The organism is Actinomadura physcomitrii (assembly GCF_008923205.2).
Classification (GTDB): Bacteria; Actinomycetota; Actinomycetes; order Streptosporangiales; family Streptosporangiaceae; genus Spirillospora; species Spirillospora physcomitrii.
Genome location: NZ_WBMS02000013.1, coordinates 180,911 through 204,203 on the forward strand (window position 1 = coordinate 180,911; position 23,293 = coordinate 204,203).

16 protein-coding genes and 2 pseudogenes are annotated in these 23,293 nt (G+C 68.7%); 7 read left to right on the top strand and 11 right to left on the bottom strand.

The annotated features are described in order from the left end of the window. The first annotated feature begins 330 nt into the window (after positions 1-330). From F8568_RS18655 to F8568_RS18670, 4 genes and pseudogenes are all read left to right on the top strand, one after another. Positions 331-1,584, top strand: coding sequence for a CoA transferase (locus F8568_RS18655; protein WP_151594819.1), 1,254 nt, complete (start codon positions 331-333; stop codon positions 1,582-1,584). Positions 1,585-1,600: 16 nt separating this feature from the next. Then, positions 1,601-2,992 carry an amidohydrolase family protein gene (locus F8568_RS18660; RefSeq protein ID WP_202125115.1) on the top strand — a complete coding sequence of 464 codons (1,392 nt, stop codon included), beginning with the start codon at positions 1,601-1,603 and terminating at the stop codon, positions 2,990-2,992. 781 nt (positions 2,993-3,773) lie between these two features. Continuing rightward, positions 3,774-4,025 (top strand): annotated as a pseudogene (locus tag F8568_RS48285) (IS5/IS1182 family transposase); the annotation flags it as partial. 148 nt (positions 4,026-4,173) lie between these two features. Further along, positions 4,174-4,644, top strand: a pseudogene (locus F8568_RS18670) (transposase); the annotation flags it as partial. Positions 4,645-4,840: 196 nt separating this feature from the next. Here the strand turns inward: F8568_RS18670 and F8568_RS18675 are convergent. Further along, positions 4,841-5,347, bottom strand: a complete 507-nt coding sequence (locus F8568_RS18675) for a TetR/AcrR family transcriptional regulator (RefSeq protein WP_151594822.1) — start codon at positions 5,345-5,347, stop codon at positions 4,841-4,843. 345 nt (positions 5,348-5,692) lie between these two features. Between F8568_RS18675 and F8568_RS50455 the strand changes: the two genes are divergently transcribed. Then, positions 5,693-7,465, top strand: coding sequence for a VWA domain-containing protein (locus tag F8568_RS50455; RefSeq protein ID WP_151594823.1), 1,773 nt, complete (start codon positions 5,693-5,695; stop codon positions 7,463-7,465). 1,158 nt (positions 7,466-8,623) lie between these two features. Here F8568_RS50455 and F8568_RS48295 read toward each other — a convergent pair. The 8 genes from F8568_RS48295 to F8568_RS18720 all read right to left on the bottom strand — a co-directional run bounded on the left by F8568_RS48295 (position 8,624) and on the right by F8568_RS18720 (position 17,548). Next, positions 8,624-9,091, bottom strand: coding sequence for a transposase (locus F8568_RS48295; RefSeq protein ID WP_236008883.1), 468 nt, complete (start codon positions 9,089-9,091; stop codon positions 8,624-8,626). Between the two features lie 382 nt (positions 9,092-9,473). Beyond that, positions 9,474-9,620: a hypothetical protein gene (locus F8568_RS18690; protein ID WP_202125117.1), complete on the bottom strand. Its 147-nt coding sequence runs from the start codon at positions 9,618-9,620 to the stop codon at positions 9,474-9,476. 237 nt (positions 9,621-9,857) lie between these two features. Next, entirely contained in the window at positions 9,858-10,412 is a 555-nt protein-coding gene (locus tag F8568_RS18695; RefSeq protein WP_151594824.1) for a TetR/AcrR family transcriptional regulator, read from the bottom strand. Further along, entirely contained in the window at positions 10,409-11,218 is an 810-nt protein-coding gene (locus F8568_RS18700; RefSeq protein WP_151594825.1) for an alpha/beta fold hydrolase, read from the bottom strand. Before F8568_RS18700 ends, F8568_RS18695 begins: the two co-directional genes overlap by 4 nt. A gap of 657 nt (positions 11,219-11,875) precedes the next feature. Continuing rightward, positions 11,876-13,450 carry a class I adenylate-forming enzyme family protein gene (locus F8568_RS18705; RefSeq protein WP_151594826.1) on the bottom strand — a complete coding sequence of 525 codons (1,575 nt, stop codon included), beginning with the start codon at positions 13,448-13,450 and terminating at the stop codon, positions 11,876-11,878. Beyond that, positions 13,447-14,439 (bottom strand): alpha/beta hydrolase, encoded by a 993-nt coding sequence (locus tag F8568_RS18710; RefSeq protein WP_202125118.1) that lies wholly within the window; start codon positions 14,437-14,439, stop codon positions 13,447-13,449. Before F8568_RS18710 ends, F8568_RS18705 begins: the two co-directional genes overlap by 4 nt. A gap of 77 nt (positions 14,440-14,516) precedes the next feature. Beyond that, a complete protein-coding gene (locus tag F8568_RS18715; RefSeq protein ID WP_328600946.1) occupies positions 14,517-14,759 on the bottom strand; it encodes a cytochrome P450 in 243 nt (80 codons plus the stop codon). Between the two features lie 1,025 nt (positions 14,760-15,784). Then, entirely contained in the window at positions 15,785-17,548 is a 1,764-nt protein-coding gene (locus tag F8568_RS18720; protein ID WP_236008884.1) for a fatty acyl-AMP ligase, read from the bottom strand. A 473-nt stretch (positions 17,549-18,021) separates the two neighbouring features. Between F8568_RS18720 and F8568_RS18725 the strand changes: the two genes are divergently transcribed. Further along, entirely contained in the window at positions 18,022-19,305 is a 1,284-nt protein-coding gene (locus tag F8568_RS18725) for a helix-turn-helix domain-containing protein (RefSeq protein WP_328600947.1), read from the top strand. A 28-nt stretch (positions 19,306-19,333) separates the two neighbouring features. On the opposite strand, the gene F8568_RS18730 is transcribed toward F8568_RS18725, so the two are convergent. Continuing rightward, the gene (locus tag F8568_RS18730; protein ID WP_151594830.1) at positions 19,334-20,701 is read right to left on the bottom strand and encodes a helix-turn-helix domain-containing protein; all 1,368 of its coding nucleotides are present in this window, start codon (positions 20,699-20,701) and stop codon (positions 19,334-19,336) included. An 83-nt stretch (positions 20,702-20,784) separates the two neighbouring features. After that, positions 20,785-22,047 carry a lipase family protein gene (locus F8568_RS18735; protein WP_328600948.1) on the bottom strand — a complete coding sequence of 421 codons (1,263 nt, stop codon included), beginning with the start codon at positions 22,045-22,047 and terminating at the stop codon, positions 20,785-20,787. 647 nt (positions 22,048-22,694) lie between these two features. Here F8568_RS18735 and F8568_RS18740 point away from each other — a divergent pair. Then, positions 22,695-23,291, top strand: a complete 597-nt coding sequence (locus F8568_RS18740) for a TetR/AcrR family transcriptional regulator (protein WP_160573661.1) — start codon at positions 22,695-22,697, stop codon at positions 23,289-23,291. Positions 23,292-23,293 lie beyond the last annotated feature (2 nt).

Sequence of the window (23,293 nt, forward strand, 5' to 3'; positions counted from 1 at the left end):
ACGGCCCGATCAGCTGGGTCAGGGCCGTCGGTCGCTTCTCCGCTACGATCCTGATGGTGGACGGGAGTGCGTCACCCCCGGTGACCGAGATGCAGGACGCCCGCAGTCGACTCAGCACCCGAAACGCCAGGAATTGGAGGGTGCTGCTCGACACGGCAGAGACTCTCCTGTTCGAGGAGGGCTTCGCCGAGCGGGGTCCGCAGCAGACGCTCGCAACCTCCTCACCTGCCCCTCCAGTGTGCTCTATGCCTTCAGGACGGATTCGGCCTTGTTGACGTTGACCTTGGAGCCCATGCGCGGACGCAGCGGCGGCGCCTCGGGCCGGCGCCGATGAGCGGCACGCCGCAGGCCGCGGGTGCGGCGTCGGACGTGGGTGTGGCGGCGGCGTGGGCCGCGAGCGGCGCGATGGTGCTGTCGGGGCATCCGGACGGCCCGCCCCTTCTGCCTCCCGGCCGCGCCGCGCACGTCGCTCGGGAGCTGGCCGAACGATTCGCCGGCTCCACAGGGGCTCCTCGCCTGGATGGCGCGCGCTTGCTGGCCGAGCGCGCCGCCTGCACAGGTCACGTGCGGCGTGGACGGGTGTCGGCCGGCGGTGCGTCCCGGCTACTTCCCACAGCGGACGGCTGGGCCGCGGTGTCGTGTGCCCGTCCCGACGACCCGGCGCTCCTCGGCGCGCTCGCCAGCGCCGACGTCCGCGACGATCCGTGGCCGGTGCTCTCCGCCTGGCTCCGCGGGCACACCGGCGCCGAACTCGCCGGGCGCGCCGAACTGCTCGGCATCGCGGCCGGGCCGGTGCGCGCACAGGCACCGCCCTCACACGTCCCAGCGCCAGCGGCGCCCCGTCCTGTGAAGGACGCACTGGTCGTTGACTTCAGCGCGCTATGGGCCGGCCCTCTCTGCGCGCACCTCCTCAGCCTGGCGGGCGCACGCGTCGTCAAGGTCGAGACGCCCACCCGCCCGGACGGCGCCCGGTACGGCGACCCCGGCTTCTACCGGCTCCTGCACGCCGGGCACCGCTCCGTCGTACTCGACCCGGCGACCACGGCCGGCCGCAACGCGATGGCGGCTCTCGTGGACGCCGCCGACATCATCATCGAGGCGTCCCGCCCGCGCGCCCTGGCCCGTTTCGGCCTCGACGCCGACGCCGCTGTCGCCACCGGGACCGTCTGGGTCTCGATCACCGCGAACGGCCGCTCTTCCGAGCGCGTCGGCTTCGGCGACGACGTGGCCGCGGGTGCCGGACTGGTCTGCCGCGACCCGGACCTGTCCCCCCTGTTCTGCGGCGACGCCGTCGCTGATCCGCTGACCGGCCTCACCGCGGCCGTGCTGGCCGCATCCGCACCGCCCGGACGCGGCGTCCTGTGGGACGTGTCGATGACCGATGTCGTCGCAGCGACCCTTGAGCCGGGTCCGCCGCTCCCCAGCACACCGGCCGCCCGCCGCGGTGACGGGTGGGCCATCGAAACCGGAGTCGGCCTGGTTCCCGTCGCTTCTCCGGAGCGCCGCGAACCCGGCGGTGATGCGCCGGCCATGGGCGCCGACACGGGCGAGGTGCTCCGGAGCCTGGGGATCCCCCTCCCATGAATCCGCGGACACTCGGGTGAGCGGGCTCCTGTTCCGCGACGCCGAGATCGGCGGGCGCAGGCGGACGAACGTCCGCGTCGCGGGGGAGCGGATCAGTGAGATCGGCGCGCATCTCGCGCCGGCAGCCACCGACGAGGTGATCGAGTGTCGTGGCGGCGCGCTGATCCCGGGGCTGTGGGACCACCACCTGCATCTGCACGCCCTGTGGGCGTGGAGGAGGTCCGTCCTGTGCGGGCCCCCTGAGGTCGAGGGATGGGACGCCCTGTCTGCGAAGCTGCGCTCGGCGGTGCCCGACGAGACCGGGTGGGTGCGCGGTGTCGGCTACGTCGAGAGCGTCGCCGGGGACCTGGACGCGACACGCCTGGACTCGCTACGCGCCGACGTCCCCGTCAGGATCCAGCACCGCAGCGGCGCGCTCTGGATGCTCAACTCCGCCGCGGCACACGAGACGAGCCTGGCCTCCGGGCACCATTCCGGCATCGAACGCTCCTCCGACGGCACCCCCACCGGACGGCTGTGGCGCGCCGACGACTGGCTCCGTGCCTGCCTACCGGCCGGAGCGGCCACCGACCTGTACACCATCGGACGCGAACTGGCGCGGTACGGCATCACCGGCGTCACCGACGCCACCCCGGATCTGAACACCGACACCATCGCCGCGTTCGAGAACGACGCCGTTCCGCAGCGCGTCCATCTGCTCGGTGTGCCCCTCGCTGCCGCGCCGCCCTGCCATCCGCGGGTGACCACCGGCCCTTACAAGATCGTCTTGGCCGACTCGGGCCTCCCGTCGCTGGACGACCTGACCGGCCGCATCACGGACGCCCACGAGCGAGGACGGGCCGTGGCCGTGCATTGCGTCACGCGCGAGGCACTGCTGCTGCTCCTCGCGGCGCTCGGCGAGACCGGGGTCCGCGACGGCGACCGCATCGAGCATGCCGCGCTCGTGCCGGCCGAGTCCATCGGAGAGCTGGCCCGGCTGGGCCTACGCGTTGTCACCCAGCCAGGCTTCATCGCCGACCGGGGCGACGATTTCCTTCGCAACGTCCCGACCTTCGACCACGGCGACCTGTACCGTTGCCGCCGCCTCTCCGACGCAGGCGTGCCGGTCGCGTTGTCCAGCGACGCTCCCTATGGACCTCTCGACCCCTGGACGGTCATCGACAGCGCCGTGCACCGCCGCACCAACTCCGGAGCGATCGTGAACGGAGACGAGGCCATCACTGCGCGCGCCGCCCTGCTGTCCTACCTCACATCGCCCGACGACCTCGGCGGGCGGACACGTGGTATCCGAGCCGGGGCCGCCGCCGATCTGGTCCTCCTCCACGTCCCGCTCGCCGAGGCGCTGCACAGCCCGGACGCGGAAGCCGTCCACCGCACCGTCATCGCCGGTTGCCCCATCGAACCCTGACGACCTCGTGGCTGTCCAGGGCGCTGATCCCGCACGTGACCATGGCGATCACTACGGAATCGTCCTCTGTTCAGCGTCGAGGAGAGTCGGGTCCTCGCGGAGTTCGCGGCGGACCATCGCCTCCCAGAAGCCGAGGAAGCCGTTGCCGTCTCCAGCGAGCATCTTGTCCGTCCACCAGCGCGGCAATGACGTTTTCCCAGCGATTTTGATTCGGGCGCCGGGGATTAACAGGCTGTAACAGGTAGAATCGGGCAGACTCGCGAACACGGCGACATGCCCCGAAGCAAGCGTGGCGCCCCCGGTAGAAGAGGTCTCACCACAAGTCCTCGCCTACTACCGAAAGGCGCCGCGTTGGTCACCTATCATGCCATGCTCGACGTCCCCCGCGAACTGATCCGCTTCGTGGCCCTGCTGCGCGCCGAACGCCGGGCACGCGGGACCAGGAAGGGAACACGATCCTTGACCTGCTGGAAGCGGGCTCTGTTCGCGATCGCCTGGTTCCGGGACAAGCCGAACATCACCCTGCACGGCGCCGCCTTCAGGCTGTCGCAGTCGACCGCCTACCGGTACCTGCACGAGGCCATCGACGTCCTGGCCGACCGCGCCGCCAGCCTGCACCAGGGCACTGGAGAAGGCGGTCGCCGACGGGCTGCCGCACCTGGAGATGGACGGCAAGATCTTCGTAACCGACCGGTGCCGCCACAAGACCGTGAGCGTGCAGGGCGAAACGATCGACGCCTGGTTCTCCGGGAAGACCGGCGATTTCGGCGGCCAAGTCCAGATGCTGTCCGAACCGGACGGCTTCCCCATCTGGTTCAGCGACGTCCTGCCCAGCGGAGTCGTGGACTTCCAAGCGGCCCGGGCATTGGTCCTGCCGACGCTGTATCCCTACGCCAAGACGATCCCCGTCCTTGCCGACCCCGGCCACCAAGGCGCAGGCCACGGCATCATCGTCCCCTTCAAGAACCCCACCGGCGGCAACGTCCTGGCGATCGACAACCGCTGCCACAACCGCCTGCAACGATTCCTGCGATGCCACGTCGAACGCGGCTTCGCCCTTGTCACCGAACGCTGGACCGCACTCAAGCACACCACCCTCAGCCCAGCAGAATCGGGGACAACGTCCGCCCCGCACACGTCCTCGTGCTCTTCGAGTATCGCGGATCGGTTGAAAGCCGCTGACAAAACCTCAATGCGTGGTGCACCTGGTGCGCTCGTCGCTGCGGTATGCGTCCAAGGCGCACCGGAGCTGGCTCACCAGGGATCTGCGGCAGATCTACACCGCCCCGACCGAGGCCGCCGCCGAGCAGCGGTTCGCCGACTTCGAAACCGAGTGGGGCACCCGCTACCCGGCGATCGTCCGGCTGCGGCGGGACGCCTGGCCGACCTTCACCCCGTTCCTGGCGTTCCCGGCCGAGATCCGCAAGATCGTCTACACCACCAACGCGATCGAAAGCCTGAACTCCCGGTTCCGCCAGGCCACCCGCCGCCGCGTACACTTCCCCACCGAGCAGGCCGCCCTCAAGGTCCTCTACCTGGTCATCCGCCAACCCCTGAAAGGCCGACCCAACATGACCGGCAATACCACCGGATGGAAGGCAGCGCTGAACGCGCTCTCCCTGCACTACGGTGACCGCATCACCCTGAACTGAAAACCGATCACCACCTCACCCACAAACTTTCAGACAGTCCCCGAAGAATTTGTCAGTGGCTTTGGCGGATCAATTGTCAGTGTTGCGTGGTGGCAGGGCGTCAGGGGGCGGGGGTGAGTCCGTGCAGGGTTATATCGGCGAGTGCGGCGGCGGCGGTGAGTAGGTCGTCGGTGCCGAGTGGGCCGCCGTCGGCGTGCTATTGGTTCATCAGGGCGCTGATCGGGCCCATGACGGCCAGGAAGTACAGGCGTTTGGGGGCGCGGGGGATGCGGCCGGCGGTCATGAGGTTGTTCAGGCAGGGCGCCAGGGCCGTGTACATCGGCGCGGCGTACTGTTCTTGCAGGTAGTTGGCGCGGGGTGAGTTCTGGGTGTTCTCCAGGACCAGGACCCGGTTCAGACCGGGGTCCAGGGCGATCTCGCGGTAGAAGCGCCGGACCAGGGCGGTGAGGCGTTTGGCGTCGTCGTCGAAGTCGGTGTCCAGGACGTCGGTGAGCCGCTCGCGCATCCGCTCCAGCGCGTACCCGCCCGCGGCCTCCCAGAACTCGGCCTTGGATCCGTAGCGGTCGTTGATGAAGTTGTGGCTGACGTCCAGTCGTTTGGCCAGCAGCCTGGTCGAGGTGGCGTCGTAGCCGAGTTCGGCGAATGCCGCCAGGCCTTGGCGCAGGATGTCTGTTTCCTGCCCGCCTGCCGTTCGCGCCCTCACCGCGTCCACTGTAGCCACCAGGGGTGGTGATGGCCGTACTCGGCCCGGCCCTTGACGGCGGCCGGGATGAGATTAATCTGGCACCTGCCAGATTAAAGGAAGGGTTCTTTACAACTCGCCTGATGTGCTCGGCCTCGCGCACGGACGCATCGCGTCGGGGGACGGCGGCGACACCGGCAGCCCACTGCACAGAGCGGACCCCACCCCATGCGCCTGAACCGGATGCGCCCGAAGCATTATCACGCCGAGGCGGCTCCCCGGCACCGCAAGTCTCGGCTACGGCGGCTCGGCGGCCGGGGCGAGGCGGGTGCGGCAGGGCCGCCGCGGCCGGCCTTGACCCGGCGGGTGTTTGGGGGTCGGCGGCGGGCGTTCCTGCTGCCGCTGGCCGGAGCGACCGTGCTGGCCCTGGTGCTGGTGGTGAGCGTCTACCGGGTCGCTAGCGCGTTCGGTCTGGGCTGCGCCGGGGGCTCGCCGTCGCTGACCTTGAACGTGGCGGCCGATCCGGCCATCGCGCCGATCGTGGCGCGGGCCGCGCGCCGCGCCACCTCAGGGCACGCCAAGGCGGCCGGGAGTTGCCTGCGGATCCGGGTGCGGACCGCCCAGTCCGCCGACATCGCCGAACTGCTGGCCGGGCAGGCGGTGCCCAGACTCGGCACGGTCCGCCCCGACGTGTGGATCCCCGACACCGACCTGTGGACGGCCTTGATCCCGGCCGCTCAGCGCTCGGCGCTGATCCCCTCCGGTACGCGCATCGCCAGCACACCGCTGGTGGCGGCGCTGCCGCGGCGGCTGGCCGGCCGCACCGCGGGCCAGGAGTTCCTCGCCGTCCCCTCCTGGAAGACCATGCTGAAGGGCGCGGCCACCCAGACCGCCCCGCCGGGCTCACCGGCGTCCTCACCGGTGCAGGTGCAGATACCCGACCCCACCCGCACCGGCGCCGGGATCACCGCGCTGACGGTCGCCGCCACCCTCACCGGCAACGACCCGGCCCAGCGCGCCCAGTTCAGTGGCATCGCACGGGCGCTGCGCGAACACCAGGCGCCCACCGTGAACGACGCGCTCACCGGGAACCACCGCGACCCCACCTTCATCCTGGCCCCCGAGCAGGCCGTGTACGTCCACAACCGCGACGTCCCCACCGACCCGCAGGTCGCCGTGCAGCCCGTCGAGGGAACCTTGACCATGGACTACCCCGTCCTTCGCGTCACCCGCCCCGGCCGCCGCCCGCTGGCCCCCCAACAGTTGGACGCGCTGCACAACCGGCACCTGGACCAACGACGCGCGGCGGCCGGGCTGCTGGAACGCGCACTGGCCTCACAGCAGACCCGCCGCGACATCCTGTCCAGCGGATTCCGCACCCCCGACGGGCAGGCCCCCGCGAGCTTCGATGCCCTCATCGGCATCAGCCCCCAATCCCCCCAGCTCCTGCCCGCCCCGCCGCCCGACCAGGTCGCACAGATCCTGCAGGCGTGGGCGCAACTGTCACTGGGAATCCGGCTGCTGGCCGTGGTCGACATCTCCGGCTCCATGAACCAGCACATCGCTTCCCGTACCAGCCGCCTGGAGGCGACCACGGCGGCCATGCAACAGAGCCTGGCCCTGTTCTCCGACGACTCTGAGGTCGGCCTCTGGGAGTTTTCCACCGACCTGGACGGCCACCGGCCCTGGAAACAGCTGATCGACGTCGGCCCCCTGAGCCAGCGATTCGGATCGGTCACCCGCCGCCAGCTCGGCCTGACCGCCTTCAGTGCGCTGAAGGTCAAGACCCACGGCGACACCGGTCTGTACGCCACGGTCCTCGCCGCCTACAAGGAAATGCAGCGCTCTTACAAACCCGAGTTCGTCAATACGGTCGCGCTGTGGACCGACGGCCGCAACGACGACCCCGCCGGTCCCACCCTCCAGCACACCCTGGACGCCCTGCGCCGCCAAGCCGACCCCACCCGACCCGTCCAGGTCATGATGTTCGGCATCGGCGCCGGCACCGACACCACCGCCCTGGCCCGCATCGCCCAAGTCGTCCAAGGCCAGACCTTCCAGATCAACTCTCCACAGCAGATGCAGACCATCTTCGCCCAAGCCATCTCTCGCCGCGTCTGCGCGCCGCACTGCCCATGACGCCACCGGACGCGTGTTGGCGAGGGTCCAGCCCTACCCGTGCGGGTCACAGTGGCAGTGGCGATCTCGAACGGCCGCTCGGTGCGCGGGCAGGACAGCCAGCCGCGGTCGCCTCGCTAAAAGAGGTCGAGATCCTCAACAGAGACACCGGCCCCACCGCACCGGCGTCCACCCCGACGTGCTGTTCAGCCTCCGCTACGAAGAGCGCCACCTCGCCTCGCTCGCCTCGGCGAAGACCTTCCACCCCCCCACCGAGACCTATGGCCCGACACCCTCAAGAGCAATCCGGATGACACCCTCACCGAGCCCCCCACCCGCCGACGACTACTCCGCGTCGCCCACTGGTAACTAGCAGTGGTTTGTTGAATCAAGGTGGGATGTATGAGGTGCAGGCCGTGACCTGCGGAGACTTTGTCGATTAGTTCTTGGAGTTCAGTGGGTGGGGGCGTGTTCGACCATGCCTTCCACCAGCGAGTGAGTGTGATGGCGGGGATCAGCCAGGATCGGACGGCGCGGAGCGTGTGGGGGCAGTTCGGGGCCAGTGACGTGTCGGAAAAGGGGCGGGTCTGTTGGGGCCCGGGGGTGGGGCCCCTCTCTGCAGAGGTGGCGGTGGCTGGTCGGGGTGGGGGCGGAGGGTGTCGCGGATCGGCGAACCAGGTGTTCCAGCAGAAGCTGCACGCGCAGTTGACCAGGATCTGGTGGCAGCGGATCGCGGTGTCGGAGCGGACCTGGAAGTCGGCCCATCCGAGTTCGTCCTTGATCTGTTTGTAGGACTGCTCGATCCAGTGGCGGATGCCGTAGATCCGGACGAGTTCGGCCAGGTCGGCGGCAGGGTGTGGGCTGTCGCCGCCGCGTGCGGGGTCGTGGGGCCCGCCGTGGCGGGGCAGGTTGGTGGCCAGGTACCAGGTGGCCTTGGCCGGCAGGGCGCCCGGTCGGCGGTGGCCACCACCAGGCGGGTGTGCCCGTCGGGGCCCCACCAGCCCAGCGTGGCCTCGGCAGCCCACCATTGCTCGGCGTGCCCGTCCCGGAAACGACGATCGATCGGCAGCCAGTCGCCCCGACGTTCAGGGCCGCCCCAGTCCAGGATGCGGGCTGCGTCGGCCGGGATGTAGGCGTCGGAGCCGTAGGCCCAAACGCCGTGTCGCGGTTTGAGGGCCATCACGAACGGCAACCCGGCCCTACGTAGTTCGCCTCGGAAGTTGTCCTGGTCGCCGTAGGCACTGTCGGCGGCCACCGCCCGAAAACCGAACCCCGCATGGTCGACCCTTCGGGCCAAACCCGCCGTGATCTGCAGCTTGGTGCGAAAGGCGGGTCGTTCTTACCTTTGGGGAAGTGCCTGGCGGGCCTGTACGGCTGGGCGTGCAGTGGGTAGTAGATGCGTTCATCGGCCCGCAGCATGGTGACGGTGACGATCCCGTTGTCGGTCTTGCCGTAGCGACCCAGCCGCTGCCGCCCCACGTGCGCGGTGGCAGCACCGTCCTTGCGGTCACCCGAATCGTCGATAACCAGCATCCCGTCCCCGTGCGGAGCCGTCGAGGCAGCATCCAGCAACAACTCCAACCGCCGGTCGTTGACCCGATCGGCGTCCAAGCGCGACTCGCTCAGGAAGAACTGCAGCCGCTGCACCGCCCGATGCTGCGCACCCACCACCGGCTCGGCGCCGGCCAGGCAGGTCAGCGTCTTGTTCGCTCCCGCGGCGCCAGCAGCCCGGCCAGATACTCCCGGAACCCCCGCCGCTGCGCCAGATGCGAAAACAGATCATCGAACTGGGCCGCATACCCCTCCAACGGCCCCGGCGCCGGCGGACACCGCTTCGCCCTGGTCACCACGACTCACTCCACACAAGGCCAAGGCGCGGCCACCACAACACCTACCCACACAGAGCCCTGATCCAACAAACCACCGTTAGCGGCCGGGTGGACTTCCCAATGTCTTCGGTCAAGCAGCGGCGGGCTGAGCCGAGGGCGATTGGTGCAGCGCCGGTCTCGTATGAGGGCCCAGAGGACGTTCACGCGGTGCCGGTCTGCCAGTGGACGTACTCGATCGCGCCGCCCTTGGAGGTCACGCGGGTGCAGCGGAACTCAAGGTCGAGGTCCTCGATGTTGAGCGAGAGGATCTCCCGCGCCCGGGCCCGGGCCGCGGTCTCGTACAGCATCCGCCACAGGACGCGCTCGCGTAGCGGGTGGCTGTCGTCGGTGAACAGTTTGTCCAGGCGGGGGCGGGGATGGCGCGGTCGCCGCGGCGGGCGGGCTTGCGCCGCTGGAGGCGGCGGGCGGGGTTGGTGGCCAGGACCTCATTGCGCTGCGCCCAGGTCACGAACGAGGTGAGCGCGGAGCCGGATCTTCACCGCGCATCTGGCCTATCGGCACGGCCAGGGCGCCGCCGACACCTATCATGCGGGGAGGAACTGGGCCAGCGCGGCTCGGATGTCCGGCTGGTGGCCGCCTTGGTTGAGTTCGAGGATGGCGGCCTCCACGACGGCGCTGTTCCACATGGCTGCGCTCGGCTCGGGGTGCGCCCGGCCCATGGCGGCGAAGTCGGGACTGGTCAGCTGGACGACCTTGCTGTTCCGGGACGCGATCGCCTCGATGATGGCGGGGTCGACGCGGGCCTCCAGCAGGAGTGCGCGGACACCGCGATGGCGCAGGCATTCGTCCAGGTAGGCGTTCGCGGCGGTGAGCAGCCGGTCTCGGCCCGGTGCCATTCCCGCGATCGTCTTGTCGATCTCTGCGAACGCGCGGTCGTGGAATTCGGTGTGCAGCGCCAGCAGGAATTGCGACCGGTCGCCGAAGTGGTGGAAGAAGGTGCCCTTGGCCACACCCGCCTCAGCGACGATGAGGTTGACGCTCATGCCTGCCAGGCCCGTCCGCTCTGCCAGGGACAGGCCGGCGGTAATGAGCTGCTCTCGCGTGGCCGCCGCGCGCTGCTGCCGGACGCCGGTGCTCACTGCGCGCTCCCGGCGGTCTCCTCCGATTCGAGGAAGGGCAGTACCAGACCCAGGAAGCCGTCCGGATCGGCGGCGAAGGGCACGTGCCCGGTCTCCATCGTCCGCAGGTCCGCATCCGGTATCGCCGCCTGCGTCTCCCGTGCGGCCGACATGGGGAGGATGATGTCGCGGGCCCCCCAGGCCAGCAGCACAGGTACACCGAGCCGGGGCCCGTCGGCCCGCAGGTCGTAGGCCGGATCGGCGATGCTGCGCCACAGCGCGGCGGACACGGCGGCGCCCGTCCTGCTGCGCGCCCTGTCCTGGACCCGGCGGGTGATGGCGCGGAGCCGGTCGCTGTCCGGCTTCATGTACCGGGGAACGAGCCGGGGGAACACCGCCCGGTTCACGGTCCGGACCCCCAGGGCTCGGGCCGCGAGGCGGGGGACCTTGACGAACCCGCCGGCATTGACCAGGACCAGCCCGGCGACCCGGTCCGGGTGGTCCAGCGCGAGCCTGGCCGAGGCGTACCCGCCGACCGAATTGCCGACGAACACGGCCCTATCCAGGTCCAGCTCGGCGACGAGATCGGCGAGAACGCCCGCGAGCAGCGGCGCGGTCACCAACCGAGGCCCCCCGGCCGGCATCTCGGAACGACCGTGACCTGGCCAGTCCACGGCCAGCACGCGATGGCCGGCGGCCGCCAGAGGCCCGGCCACCGCGTCGAAGTCGGTGTGGTCGTGCAGTGCGGCGTGCAACAGCACGACCGGTCGGCCACGGCCCTGCTCGGCATAGAACACCTGCCCCGCTCTACTTCGGACGAAAGGCATCCTGCATCTCCTCTTCAATGACCGACCGGTCGGTCACTCGATGGCCAGACTACTCCCTGTCCGAGCGCGGACACCAGCGCTGTGTGGCTTGGAACACGGGCCGAAGTGTCAGGCCCGGCCGGTCCAGCCCTCCGCTTCAGGCGACGCCGCAGGCGCCGGTGACGAGGCGCACCGTCATCGGTGACCTCATCACCGCACTGACCGCCGCGGGCGTTCCTGCCGAGACGGCCCTGCTCTCTCTCGACACCGTCTTGGCCTACGCCAACGGCTTCACCATTGAGGAACAGTCCCGCAAGAGCCGCTCGCGCGATGGCCCCGCTCCCGCCGCGACCTTGCCTTCACCGCCGGCCTCGACCTGTTCGTCACGGGAATCCGGCCCTCGCTCCCCACCGCCTGAGCAGACATCGGCACCTGCCGGCCAGTTCCATATCGCCAACGGCGGGCGTTCCTGCCAGGAGTACCAGCGCAGCACGGACCTGTTCATGGTGAGGGCCTGGCTTCCCAGAGCCCGAGAGGGGGCCCGGGTCTTCACGCTCCACATGGCCGGAGTCCCTCAGTCCGCTCGGGCGGGGTGATAAGAGGGTGTTTCGTCGACGGCACGGCGGCTTCCTGGGGATGGGGCGGCGTCCGTCGGCGTCCGCGGGTCGATCCGAGCGCTTACGGGTTGAGCGTTGCCCTGAGTTCCGTTTTGCGGACCTTTCCTGCCGCAGTCCGCGGCAGGGTGTCGACTACGATCAAACGCTCCGGGGTCTTCTGCCGGGCGGCTCCTGCGGCGGCGAAGTGCGCTCGAACGGCGTCAAGGTCGAGGGAGGCGCCAGGATGCAGGACCGTGAACGCGCAGACGCGTTCGCCGTAGCGCTCGTCGGGCTCGGCGACGGCGACGGCCTCGGCGACGGAGGGGTGCGCCGCAAGCAGGTCCTCGACCTCTTTCGACGAGATCTTCTCTCCACCTCGGACGATGATGTCCTTCAACCGGTCGGTGACCGTCAGATAGCCGTCCTCGTCCAATCGTCCGACGTCTCCTGTACGGAGCCAACCGTCCCGCGCGAACGTGGTCGTGTTCAAGGCCTCGTCTCGGTAGCCGGGGAACAGCTCGGGACCACGGGAGAGGATTTCGCCGTCTCGACCAGGCGGCACGTCGTGACCTTGGGCATCCACGATGCGGACCTCGTTGCCGGGCATCGGGCGCCCGTCGGTGTGCGCGCGTTTGGCGAGCGGGTCGTCCGGGGTGCCCGAGCTTATGGTGGGGTGCTCGCTGGATCCGTACGAACGGTAGGCCGCGACGCCGGCGCGTTGAACGCGTTCGACCAGCACGGGCGGAACGCTGGCCGCGCCAACCAGGTAGTCGCGCAGGGTGCCGGTGCCGCGACCGGTGTTCGCCGCCGCGTCGAGCAGGGCCGCCAGGTGAAAGGGAACACCGGCTGAAGACGTGACGCCGTGACGATGGATCAGATCCAGTGCGACTTCAGCGTTCCAGCGCTCCATGAAGACGGTCGAGAGTCCGTGGATCAACGCGCGCAGGACGACGTTCAGCCCGGCGACATGGCCAGGGGGAAAGGCATCCAGATAGACGACGCCGTCCGCGCTGCGGCGGACACCGGGGAGCGTGGCCATCTCGGCCATGAGGGTCCGGTGCGTGTGCTGGACGCCCTTCGGCTCAGCGGTGGTACCGGACGTGTAGACCAGCACGGCCACCTCGTCCGCAGGTGCGGGAGCGAGCGTCGGCAGGGGGTCGGACGCCTCGAGTTCCGTCCACGAGGCGGCGCCGGGCGGCATCGGGACGGCGCCGCCGTCGCGGATCGCGATGACGGCGCGGAGATCAGGCAGGTCGCTCCGAGCGGCCAGCACCTCCGCCGCCATTCCCGGGAAGGCGATCAACGCGGTGGCACCGGACTGGCGCAGGACGAAGGACACCTCCCGGAGCTTGTAGATCGGGACGATGGGCAACGCGACCGCACCGCAGAGCAGCACGGCCGCATGGACGATCGCGTTCTCCACCCGGTTCGTCAGTTGGAAGGCGACGACGTCTCCACGTTGGACACCGAGCCCGGTGAGCCCGGTGGCGACCCGGCCGGCCCGTTCGAGAACCTTCGGCGAGGAGATCTCGATTGTTCCGGTTTCACCGTGAAATACCAGGTCGGCGGGTCGCCGGGCGGCGCCTTCCCGCAAGGCGGCCGCCAGGTCGGCCGGACCGGCGCTCGCTTCGGCCTCCGCCGTGTTCTCGATCGTCATCGGACATCGCCTTCCAGGCTGCTGGCGGCCGCCGTGCGCCGGGAGGAGATCGCGTCGCCCCAGGACGCGATGCGATTCCAGAGCTCCCCCCTGCGACCCGCGAAGTTGTGGCAGTGACCCGATCCCTCGACGATCACCAGCGTCACGTCAGCGGAGGCGCGATAACAGGCAGGTTCCGCATATGGGTCGGGTGAGACGTCGACCCGGCCGAACCCGAGGAAGATCGGCACGTCGACCGCTTCGGCGTACTGCCGGACATAGCCCGGAGTCGTGACCTCGGAGGCCGCTCGGACGGGCACCCGGGATTGCGCCGCGTCATCGACGCGAATGACCTCCTCGGGCACGTCGGGGCCGTGGAACAGCTGCCGCAAGAGTGCTCGCGGCACGATCGTCGAGGTCGCGTCCGGAGCCGTTCCCGTGGTCGCACGAAAGATGGCCTCGGTCTCGTCGACACGTTCCTCGAGGGCCTCCGACGTGGCCTTCTCATCGTGGACGTTGGTGATGTCGACGCCGTAACCGAGAAGCACGACGGCGTCGTAGGCTCCGGCTTGCGCTTGGACCATCGTGGTGAGGCAGGCTCCCATCGAGTGGCCTGCGCCGATCAATGGCAGGTGGGGCAGGGGCGGCAGTCCGGGGACGAGTGTTCCGCCGTCCAGTCGCGCTCTGATCTGGGCGGCGACGGCCGCATCCCCTCTCGCCATGAGCTGCAGAGTCACCGCTCCGGAGGCCGTCGGGTCGGAGCTCCCACCGACGCCGAGGTGATCGAGGGCGATGACGACGTAACCGCGACCGGCGAGATGCCGCCCGAAGCTGTAGCCGTCATGGCCGGGCACCTCCGGATGCCAGTACCTCTTGTCGTAGGTGCCGCCGGCCAGGCACAGGATGGCACCCTTCACCTCGGCGGCGTCCTCCGGCGCGAAGATCCAGGCCGTCTGGCTCAGCGGCTCTCCTGTCCCGATCTCCTCGGTGACATCGAAAGACCGATCCAACGGTCGCACAGTGGCCTCCCCGGTCGGATGACGACACGTTCCCACCATTGTAGGTTATCTATGTCAACGTAGTAACCTCAGTTGCGCGCCGCCCTACACGAATCACTGGAAGGCGGACAGTCGGAGTTCCAGGAGGCCGTGCACGTTCGACCAGTAGGCCGCGGCGTCGCACCAGGCGCCAGCCCGTACTCGGGGATGGCCTCATGCCATCCGCGGAGAGCGATGCTCATTTCGATCCGGGCCAGATGCGAGCCGAGGCACCGGTGCGGTCCCCCGCCGAACGCCAGGTGCGGAGTGGTACTGCCTCGCCGCAGATCCACCGTGCCGGCGCCGCCGACCAGCGCGTCGTCGCGGTTACCGGCGACCAGCGGGAAGAGGACGAGCTCACCGGCCCTGAGCCGGTGGCCATCGAGCTTCTAAACCGACGGTCGCGGGTTCGAATCCTGCCGGGCGCGCCACCCCTCACCTGCATAAACACATGCTTACAACCCAAGATCCACGCCCGACATGTCCCCGTGTTAGCTCCATGTTCGCTCGGATGTCGCAGCCCTGTCGGCAGCGGTCCCCCCAGCGGACGCCCGGACCGCAACACAACCCCGCTGCCCAGCGTGAGCGGAAGGTGATCTGATATGCGGCGTCCCGCCTGCCCATGATGGTGGCACTGCCGGGCTGTCTGGCGCTGACTTCGTTGCCCGGAATCGGACGTCCGTCGGTGTGAGCGCGTTTCGCGAGCGGATTCGTCCAGGGTGCCGGAGCCGATCGTCGGGTGCTCGCTGGATCCGTACGAACGGTACGCGGATAGGCCTGCGTGACCTGCGCGCTCGACCAGCACGGGCGGGACGCTCGCGGCGCCCATAAGGTAGTCGCGCAACGTCCACGTACCGATGCGGCTGATCATGTCGTCAACGGCTGGGTGGACTGGGCCCGCTTGCGGAACGCTGTGTCCGGCCTGCCGATCTGTCGGGGCTTGAGCGGGTTCAGCCAGGCGGGCTTGTCGAGAGCGTCGGCTTCGTTGAAGGCGGGCCCGCAGGCAGCGTCGTTCGGCTGGCTTCCACACCGGACGGGGCGCACGTTCCCGTTGGGCGTGGCGTTGGACTCGGGGTACCGTTCCCGACCACATCCCATTCGCCTCAGGCCGGAGGCACGGGGGACGGTTCGGTTTAGCCGTTGAGGTATTTGCCCGTCATCGCGGTGCGGTACCAGGTCCTCTGCAGCGCGGTGGCGCAGGAAGGTGGCCTGCTGGCGCCCAAGGGCGTTGGATGCTCGGTAGCCGCCGTCCGCGCGCTGCCCGCCCTGGCCCGTAGACATTCCGTGTCGTGAGGGTGTCCAACAAACCTGGAGCGGTTCACTGTTCGGCTCCCTGCTTGAGGGCTAGTCGGTCGATGGTGGTCCTGACGTCGGCGGCGAGGTAGGAGGCTCGGCAGGCTGCGCGGGCGAGCTTGCCGCTGCTGGTACGTGTGATCCCTCCCGGCTCGACCAGAACGAAGTCCCAGAGGACCAGTCCGTGGTGTTGGTGCACTGCGGTCCGGACGGCCTGCTCAATGGCCTGTGGATCGCAGTGCTGGAGCGGGATGCGGCGGTTGCGTTCGGCGAGGATGACCGCGGACTCGGTTCCCCGGTTGTCCACCGCGAAGGCGGCGACGTGCTCTGGCCGGATCCCCGGGTGGGCGTCTTGCGCGGTGTACTCGATGTCCTGCGGGTAGTGGTTGCGTCCGTCGATGATGATCAGGTCCTTGATGCGGCCGGTCACGTACAGTTCGCCGGCGTACCAGAAGCCGAGGTCACCGGTGCGCAGCCAGGGGCCGTGGGGCGTGCTGGCGTCGGTGCCGCTGTTGAGTCGAGCCTCGAATGTCGACGCGGTCTCCTTGGAGCGTCCCCAGTAGCCGTCGGCGACGTTGGGGCCGTGTACCCAGATCTCGCCGATGTGCCTGGCCGGTTGCCGGTAGTGGGTTCGAGGGTCGACGACCGCGACCGTCTGCCCGATGGGCGCCCCGCATGCGACCAGGGCGGTCGCCTCGGGCGCTTCCCGATCGCAAGGACGGGCGACGCCCTCGGCGAGTGCCAGGGCGTCGAAGTGCCGGATGGTGGGAGGAGCGTCAGCGGACCCCGCTGACACGTACACGGTCGCCTCCGCGAGGCCATAGGCCGCGCATGGGGCGGACGACCTGAGTCCGCATTGCTGGAAAGCCTTTTGGAAGTGTTTCAGGGTTTTGGGGCGGACGGGTTCGGCGCCGTTCATGAATACTTTGACGCGGCTCAGGTCCAGGCCGATCTTCTCCTTCTCGCTCACGCGGTCGACGAGCATCTCGTAGGCAAAGTTGGGGCCGGCGGTGAAGGTGTCGCCTTGTTCGGCACTGAGGAGCTGAAGCCAGCGGACCGGTCTCATGACGAAGGCCAGCGGGTCCATGAGGACCGCCGAGTTACCGTGCACGAGCGGCAGCCCGATGGTGGAGACCAGTCCCATGTCGTGGAAGAGCGGGAGCCACATCACCTGCACGGACGAGCGGGGGGTCCCGGCTCCGGCGGCCCAGATCTGCCTGGCGTTGGCGGCCAGGTTGCCGTGCGTGATGACGGCGCCTGCCGGGATTCGTGTGGATCCCGAGGTGTACTGGAGATACGCGGGGTCCGAGGGCCGGACCTTCTCCGGCTCCCAATCAGGGGCCGGATCGATCGAATCCATGACGACGATGTCCTGGTGCCGTTGGGCCGTGCTCTGGTTCAGCAACTCCCGTACGCGGGATCGTAGGGCCGCCGTCGTGAGGACGCAGTCGGCGTCGGCGTCGCGCAGGATCGCCGTCAGCCGTTCGCGGTGGCCGGGAAGATCAGGGGTGAACAGTGGCACGCTGACCATTCCGGCATACATGGCTCCAAGAAAACCTACGATGTACTCGAGTGACTGCGGTGCCACGATGGCGACCCTTTGCCCGGAATCACCCGTGCGACGCAGGGCGGCCGCGACTCCTCGGACGCGGCCGTCCAATTCGCTCCAGGAGATGTCGGTCCGACGGCCCTGCGTGTCCCGGCCGTAATCGACGAAGGAGAAGGCGCGCTCGTGTGGTATTTCTTTGGCCCACCGGCCGAGTTCGCTGATGAGCGGGGAGTCGATCATGCTTCCCAGAGGAGGGGTCATCTGCACTCCAGTCGGTGATTCGTCGGTGCTGCCAAGCGGCGTGGGACCCTGCACGGGGCATGCCGGACGCGCGTTGCCGTATGGGGTCAGGGATGTCGGCGCCAGGCAAATCTAGGTCTTCGCGCCGTGCCCGCCTTGCATGCGCCGTGAGCGTCTTCGGGCAATCAGGTAGCGGCATTCTGATAAATGACGCTCACGGTTCGCGGCCGTGCCGGGTGCGTGAGCACCGCAGGTCCAGGACACGGCACTCCCGTCGTGAGACTCAACGGAGACGGGTTGCCGGCGTCTGCCCCATCGCCGTCTTCGCAGGTCAGCGAGCATGTGTTGGCACAAGTCTGACAATGCTGTCCGCGGGGTCTCTCACCCTGGTGAGTTTCGCTCGGAGATGACAAAAGCGATCGTGTTTCCGGCGTCGACGTGACAGAACGGCGTCACCGATGTCGGAGGTGAAGGTGAACGAACACGAGTACGCGGCCGTGGACCTGCTGCCGCTGGCGAAGTTGCCCGTCGACTCCTCCCCGCTGCGGCCTTACGTCCGGGCGGCCGGCGAGGAGATGGTGCGGGAGATCCACAAGCTGGTTCCCGAATACTCGCGCCCGGCGGACAGCCGGTACGGCCAGCGCATGCAATGGTCGGTGAACGAGACCGTCCGGTACTTCGTGGAGGCGATCGGCAATCCGCAGATGGACTGGGAGCCGTTGAGCGAGATCTATGTCGGCATCGGCGCTCACGAGGCCCGCAAGGGGCGCACCCTGGACGGTCTGCAGACCGCGATCCGGGTCTGCGGGCAGGTCGCCAGCAGACGGTTCATCAGCGACGCCCGCCGGCTGGGGTGGTCGCTGGACACCCTCAGCCAGCTCAACGACTCCCTGTTCGTGTTCCTGGAGAAGATCGCCAGTGCCGCGGCGCAGGGCTACGCCAACACCCGGGACCAGCAGCTCGGCGAACGACAGCGTCTGCGGGCACGGTTGCGGGACCTGCTGATATCCGAGCCGTCCGCCAGTGAGGACGCGATCGCCGCGCTGGCCAAGCGGGCCGGGTGGGAGGTCCCTCGCACCATCGCCGTGGTCGCCATCAGCCGCGACTCGGAGGAGGTCAGGCCGCTGCTCCCGCCGGCCGTCCTCATCGACTGGCACTGCCCAGAGCCGTACATGGTGGTTCCCGACCCCGAACGACCGGCGCGGCAGGGGTTCATGTCCGCCCTCACCGAGGGCCTGACCGCCGCGATCGGCCCGGCCGTGCCGCTCACTCGCGGCGCGGTCTCCCTCCGCTGGGCCAGACGTCTGGTCGGCCTGATCGACGAAGGCGTCATCACGGCGGAGCCCGCGGCCCGCTGCATGGACCACATTTCCGTCCTCGTCACCTCAGTGGGCGAGGAACTGGTGGAGTTCGCATTCAAGAAGCGGCTGGGGTCCTTGCTGCAGCTTCCGCCGCATCGCCGGAACCAGTACGCCAGGACCCTGCTGGAGTACGTGCGAGCCCACGACAACGCCGTCATCGCCGCCGAACGCCTGAGGGTGCACGAGCAGACCGTGCGGTACCGGATCCGCAGGCTGGAGGAGTTGGTCGGAGACGCGGTCCACGATCCCGCCTGCCGGACCGAGCTACTGCTCGTGCTCACATTCGCTGTCGAGATGAAACGCCTGGACTCCGAGCTGCCGGACCCGCACGCGTCATCGTCATCGGAGCTCTGGCCCAGGCACGCAACAGGTGATGTCGCCTGGCAACCGGCGTGACCACCGGAGACGCGGAACCCGCCCAATCTCAGGGGCCGTGCATCGCCAGCCAGGCGCGCAGCGTGACGAGATAGTCGAAGCGCTGGTCGAGGTCGTGGATGTCTGGTCCGAAGATCTGCTCTAGCTGGCGGATGCGGTATCGGACGGTCTGCGGGTGCACCCGCAGGCGCTTGCCGACCTCGGCCGCGTTGAAGTTGCACTCCAGACATGCGAAGAACGTTGTGGCGAGCCGCATCCGCGACGTCACCGGCAGTGACGCGAGAGGGGCGAGCCTGACGGCCACGGCGATGTCGGTCAGGTCTTCGTCCTGCATGATCATCATGATCGGCAGGTGGTCGGTCACGAAGAAGGGTCGGGCCGTGGAAATGATCCGTCGCTCGGCGAGAGCGAGCCCCTGCCGCGCCCAGCGCAACGATCGCGCCACCTCGGTGATCGCCACGGTGGGGCCGACCGCCGCCGCCCGTCCCCGCAGTCCGGTGCGGAGCATGGTGCGGCGCCCGGGCCCCTCGGGATCGGGAACGATCAGGCAGGGCTCTGCGAGGTCCAGTCCGTTGAGCACCTCGTCCGGCAGAGCGGGCCCGGCGGTCCCCCAGCTCTGCGGGTCATTGACCGCGACGGCGGCGACCGTGTCGGGCAAGCGCCATCCGGCCTTTCCCGCGAGCGTGCCGATGGCCCGCGCCGCCGGAGCGGGCGTGACCAGCAGTTCCACCAGATGGCCGAGGTGGTGCCGCCGCTTGTCATGCGATCGTGCCTCATAGGCGGCGTGTCCTTCTGCGACGGTCTCGGTGAGCCTGTCGTGGTAGGCGAACAGCGCCTGCGTGATCTGCGCCATGGTGCTCGGGCTGGTGAAGATGTCCATGGCCTCGGCTTCGGCGTTGAGCCGGTTGAGCGCCACACCCGCGCCGATCCTCAAGGCCGTCTGGAACTGCTCCAGGCCGCGCCCCTCCCTGGCCTCCCCGACACCCAGCTCATACAGGAAGTCGAGCAGTTCCGTCGACGGCGTCTCCGGGTCGGCCATCAGCTCGACGAAGTGACCGATGATCCACTCGACGGTCTGGGTCAGCACCTCGGCATAGCGAGGATCGTCGGGCCGGACGAACTCCGGCAGCTCCCGCTCGATCTCCCGGATCGCCTCCCGCGCAGCCTCGGGCACATGCTTGCGCAGCCTCGTCGCCGTTTCCAGCAGCCGCGGCCCGGATATCTCGATCTCAATGACCCGGGAAGCCGATCTGGAGCCCATCCGCCCTCCCCCGTCCGCCCCGGCCGGAGACGCCGTCTCCGCCTCCCCGGACGCATCCTGATGCCGTGTAACGTGACTCACATTCTGGCCCTTCGCAGTGAGATCGCCTACCCCTTGATGCCGCGCCGCGGTCACCGCGACACGCCCGAGGGCCATTCGCCGGGGTCACCGTGACGCCTTGGCCGCAACGAGGCGAGGACGGCCCCCGGCATGGGAGCCGTCCTCGTCAGGCCCCCATCTCAGAAGAGCGGACAGTTCGACGGCGCGGCCTTCCCTGCGAAGCGATCGCCGATCCAGGCCGTCACGTCATTGATGGCGATGCTGTCGGTCAGCAGGTGCTCCCCGGGGTAGGAGGAGTTCCACTGCGTGGTGATGCCCGCCTTGCAGTAGCGCGAACGGGTGTCCTCTTCCGCCTGTGTGGCGATGACCTCCTCGAAGACTCCCCGATACTGGAAGGTGGGGAAGTCCATCTTGTACTTGGCACCGGAATTCGGGCCGCCGATGTCCGCGCCGAGCTTCTGCGCGTCGACCGCGTCTCCCCAGGACATTCCATCGGAACCCTTGAGCGCGTAGAGCTGGTCGAGGGTGTAGTGATTGGTGGTGTAGTTCTCGACGTTGGCGCCGAGGAACGACGCCAGCGTGCCGTACAGGCAGTTGCTCGTCGCGTTCTTGACCGCCTGCCGGCCGTTGTCGTTCAGCAGCTGGTCGAACGGCAGGTTCGGATATGCCTGGTGCAGGCCGATCTGCGCATCCGCCAGGAAGCCGGCGAACGGCCCCCCGTTCAGCTGCTTGCCCACCAGCCGCAGGTCACCCGGCACGCCACCGGCCGCGACACCCGCCATGTGCAGCTCAGGCGCGTAGGAGGAGGCAAGCTGTGCCCCCCACAGAGCGGCGGCCCCGCCCTCGGAGTACCCGGAGATCGCGACCTTCCCATCGGAGGCCAACGACCCGCCGGGGACCTGCCGCGACGTACGGACGATGTCCAGCAGCGCGTGCCCCGCGTTCTGACCGGCCATGTAGGTGTGGGTCTGTCCGTCCAGGTAGCCGACGCCGTCGGTGGCCGCGACCGCGAACCCGGCCTTCAGGAACGCCTCGACCTGCTCGCCCTCGTACTCGTCCTGATAGGCGCCCGCGAGTTGCTTGGAGAAGGCGCACTGCGACCCCAGCCCCACCGTGCCCGGGTTGAACGCCACAACGGGACGAGAACCGGGCCCCGCCCAGGTCGCCGTGGGAACGGCCACCGTCCCCGAAACCGCGATCTTCTTACCTTGCACGTTGGTGGAGGCGTACTGCACCTTCCACGCCTTCATCGGGACGTTGCCCGGGACGTGCGGCAGGGCGACCGAGCGGCACGCGAGCAGATCGCCCGGGTTGCCGTCGACCGATGACGGCGCGGTGTAGATGGCCGCGTCCGTCGCCGCACATCCCGAAGGTGCGGCTTCCGCGTCCGCCATAGCGGCCATGGGCGCCGTCGTCGCGGCGCCCATGGCCACCGACAGCACGAGTGTTCGCAGTTTCACGATGACTCCAGGGGATGGGAGAGGAACGCAAGCGACTGTGCGTCAAGGGCGCCGCCGGCCCCTACAACGAACGCCACGCATTTTCCGCATCCGGTGTAGCGGACTCCTGAGCCTTCCCCGGCCTCACCTGTACCGATGGCCCGCGCCGACAGCAAGCAAGAAGATCGCCCTCGCGCCTGGCGACCTTCGGGCGCCGAGCACGCCGCCGCGCGTCCGATGACCCGACCGGCCTGCTCCGCCGCCAACTCGACGCGGTGGAAGAGGCGGACACCTCGCGTCCTCGTCCTCGATCGGGAGAACTGAGGGGCGGCCCCTGTTCTGCTCCAAGGACACCGAGCCGTGCGACGCAGATCTCTCCAAACGCTCAACTACGACCGGGTCTCCCGCCGATACCGCCATTCCATAAGTTTTTCATACCGAACACCAAGAGCATCCCTCCAATACAGCGGTCGCTCGCCACTGAGCCAATAATCGGCCCTCGAGAGAGCCGCAGAGACAAGCTCGCGATCAGGGCGACCCACTACTGCATTAGAAGGCCCCAGGACGGGTAACCAAGAGCGGTAGCGTGTTCATTCGGCCAGTTGGCCATGACAATACGGGCGAGCACCGTGAGATCGGATGAATCGGGCATGAGGGACGAGGAAGAAGAGCCGAAGGACCGTATACGCGGCGTCGCCGGTCGGCTGTTCGGCGAGCTCGGCTATGATGCGGTATCCACCCAGATGATCGCCGACGCCGCGGGCATCGACGCCCATGCGGTCGCCGATCATTACCCCAGCAAGGCCGCACTTTACCTCGCCGTACTCGGACGCCTTCAGCGGCTCTGGACGGATCAGATGGCGTCGGTCCTCGCAGGCCACGAGCCCACCGCGGACGGCGTGATGACACTCATGGATCGCTATCTCGATTTCTGCCTCGATCACCCGGAATATCCTCGCCTTCTGATGTTTCGCTGGATGTCCGATGCCAGCGACATCCAGGGCGCCGAAGAGCAGATTCTAGCGCCCACAGTGAACGAATCAGTCAGGGCCGTCCGCCGGATCGTCACTCCGGGAATGGATGCGGAGGCTGCAATGTGGACCATCGTGTGGACGGTTCACGGCTACCTGCAGGCGGGATTCTTGGACGAATCCGCGCGGCCGTCGCCTCCAGAAGATCCGGCGATTCTGGACCGGTTCCGTTCTCATCTTCATCAACTCATCCGCATGCTCTTCGCCTCCGGCTGACG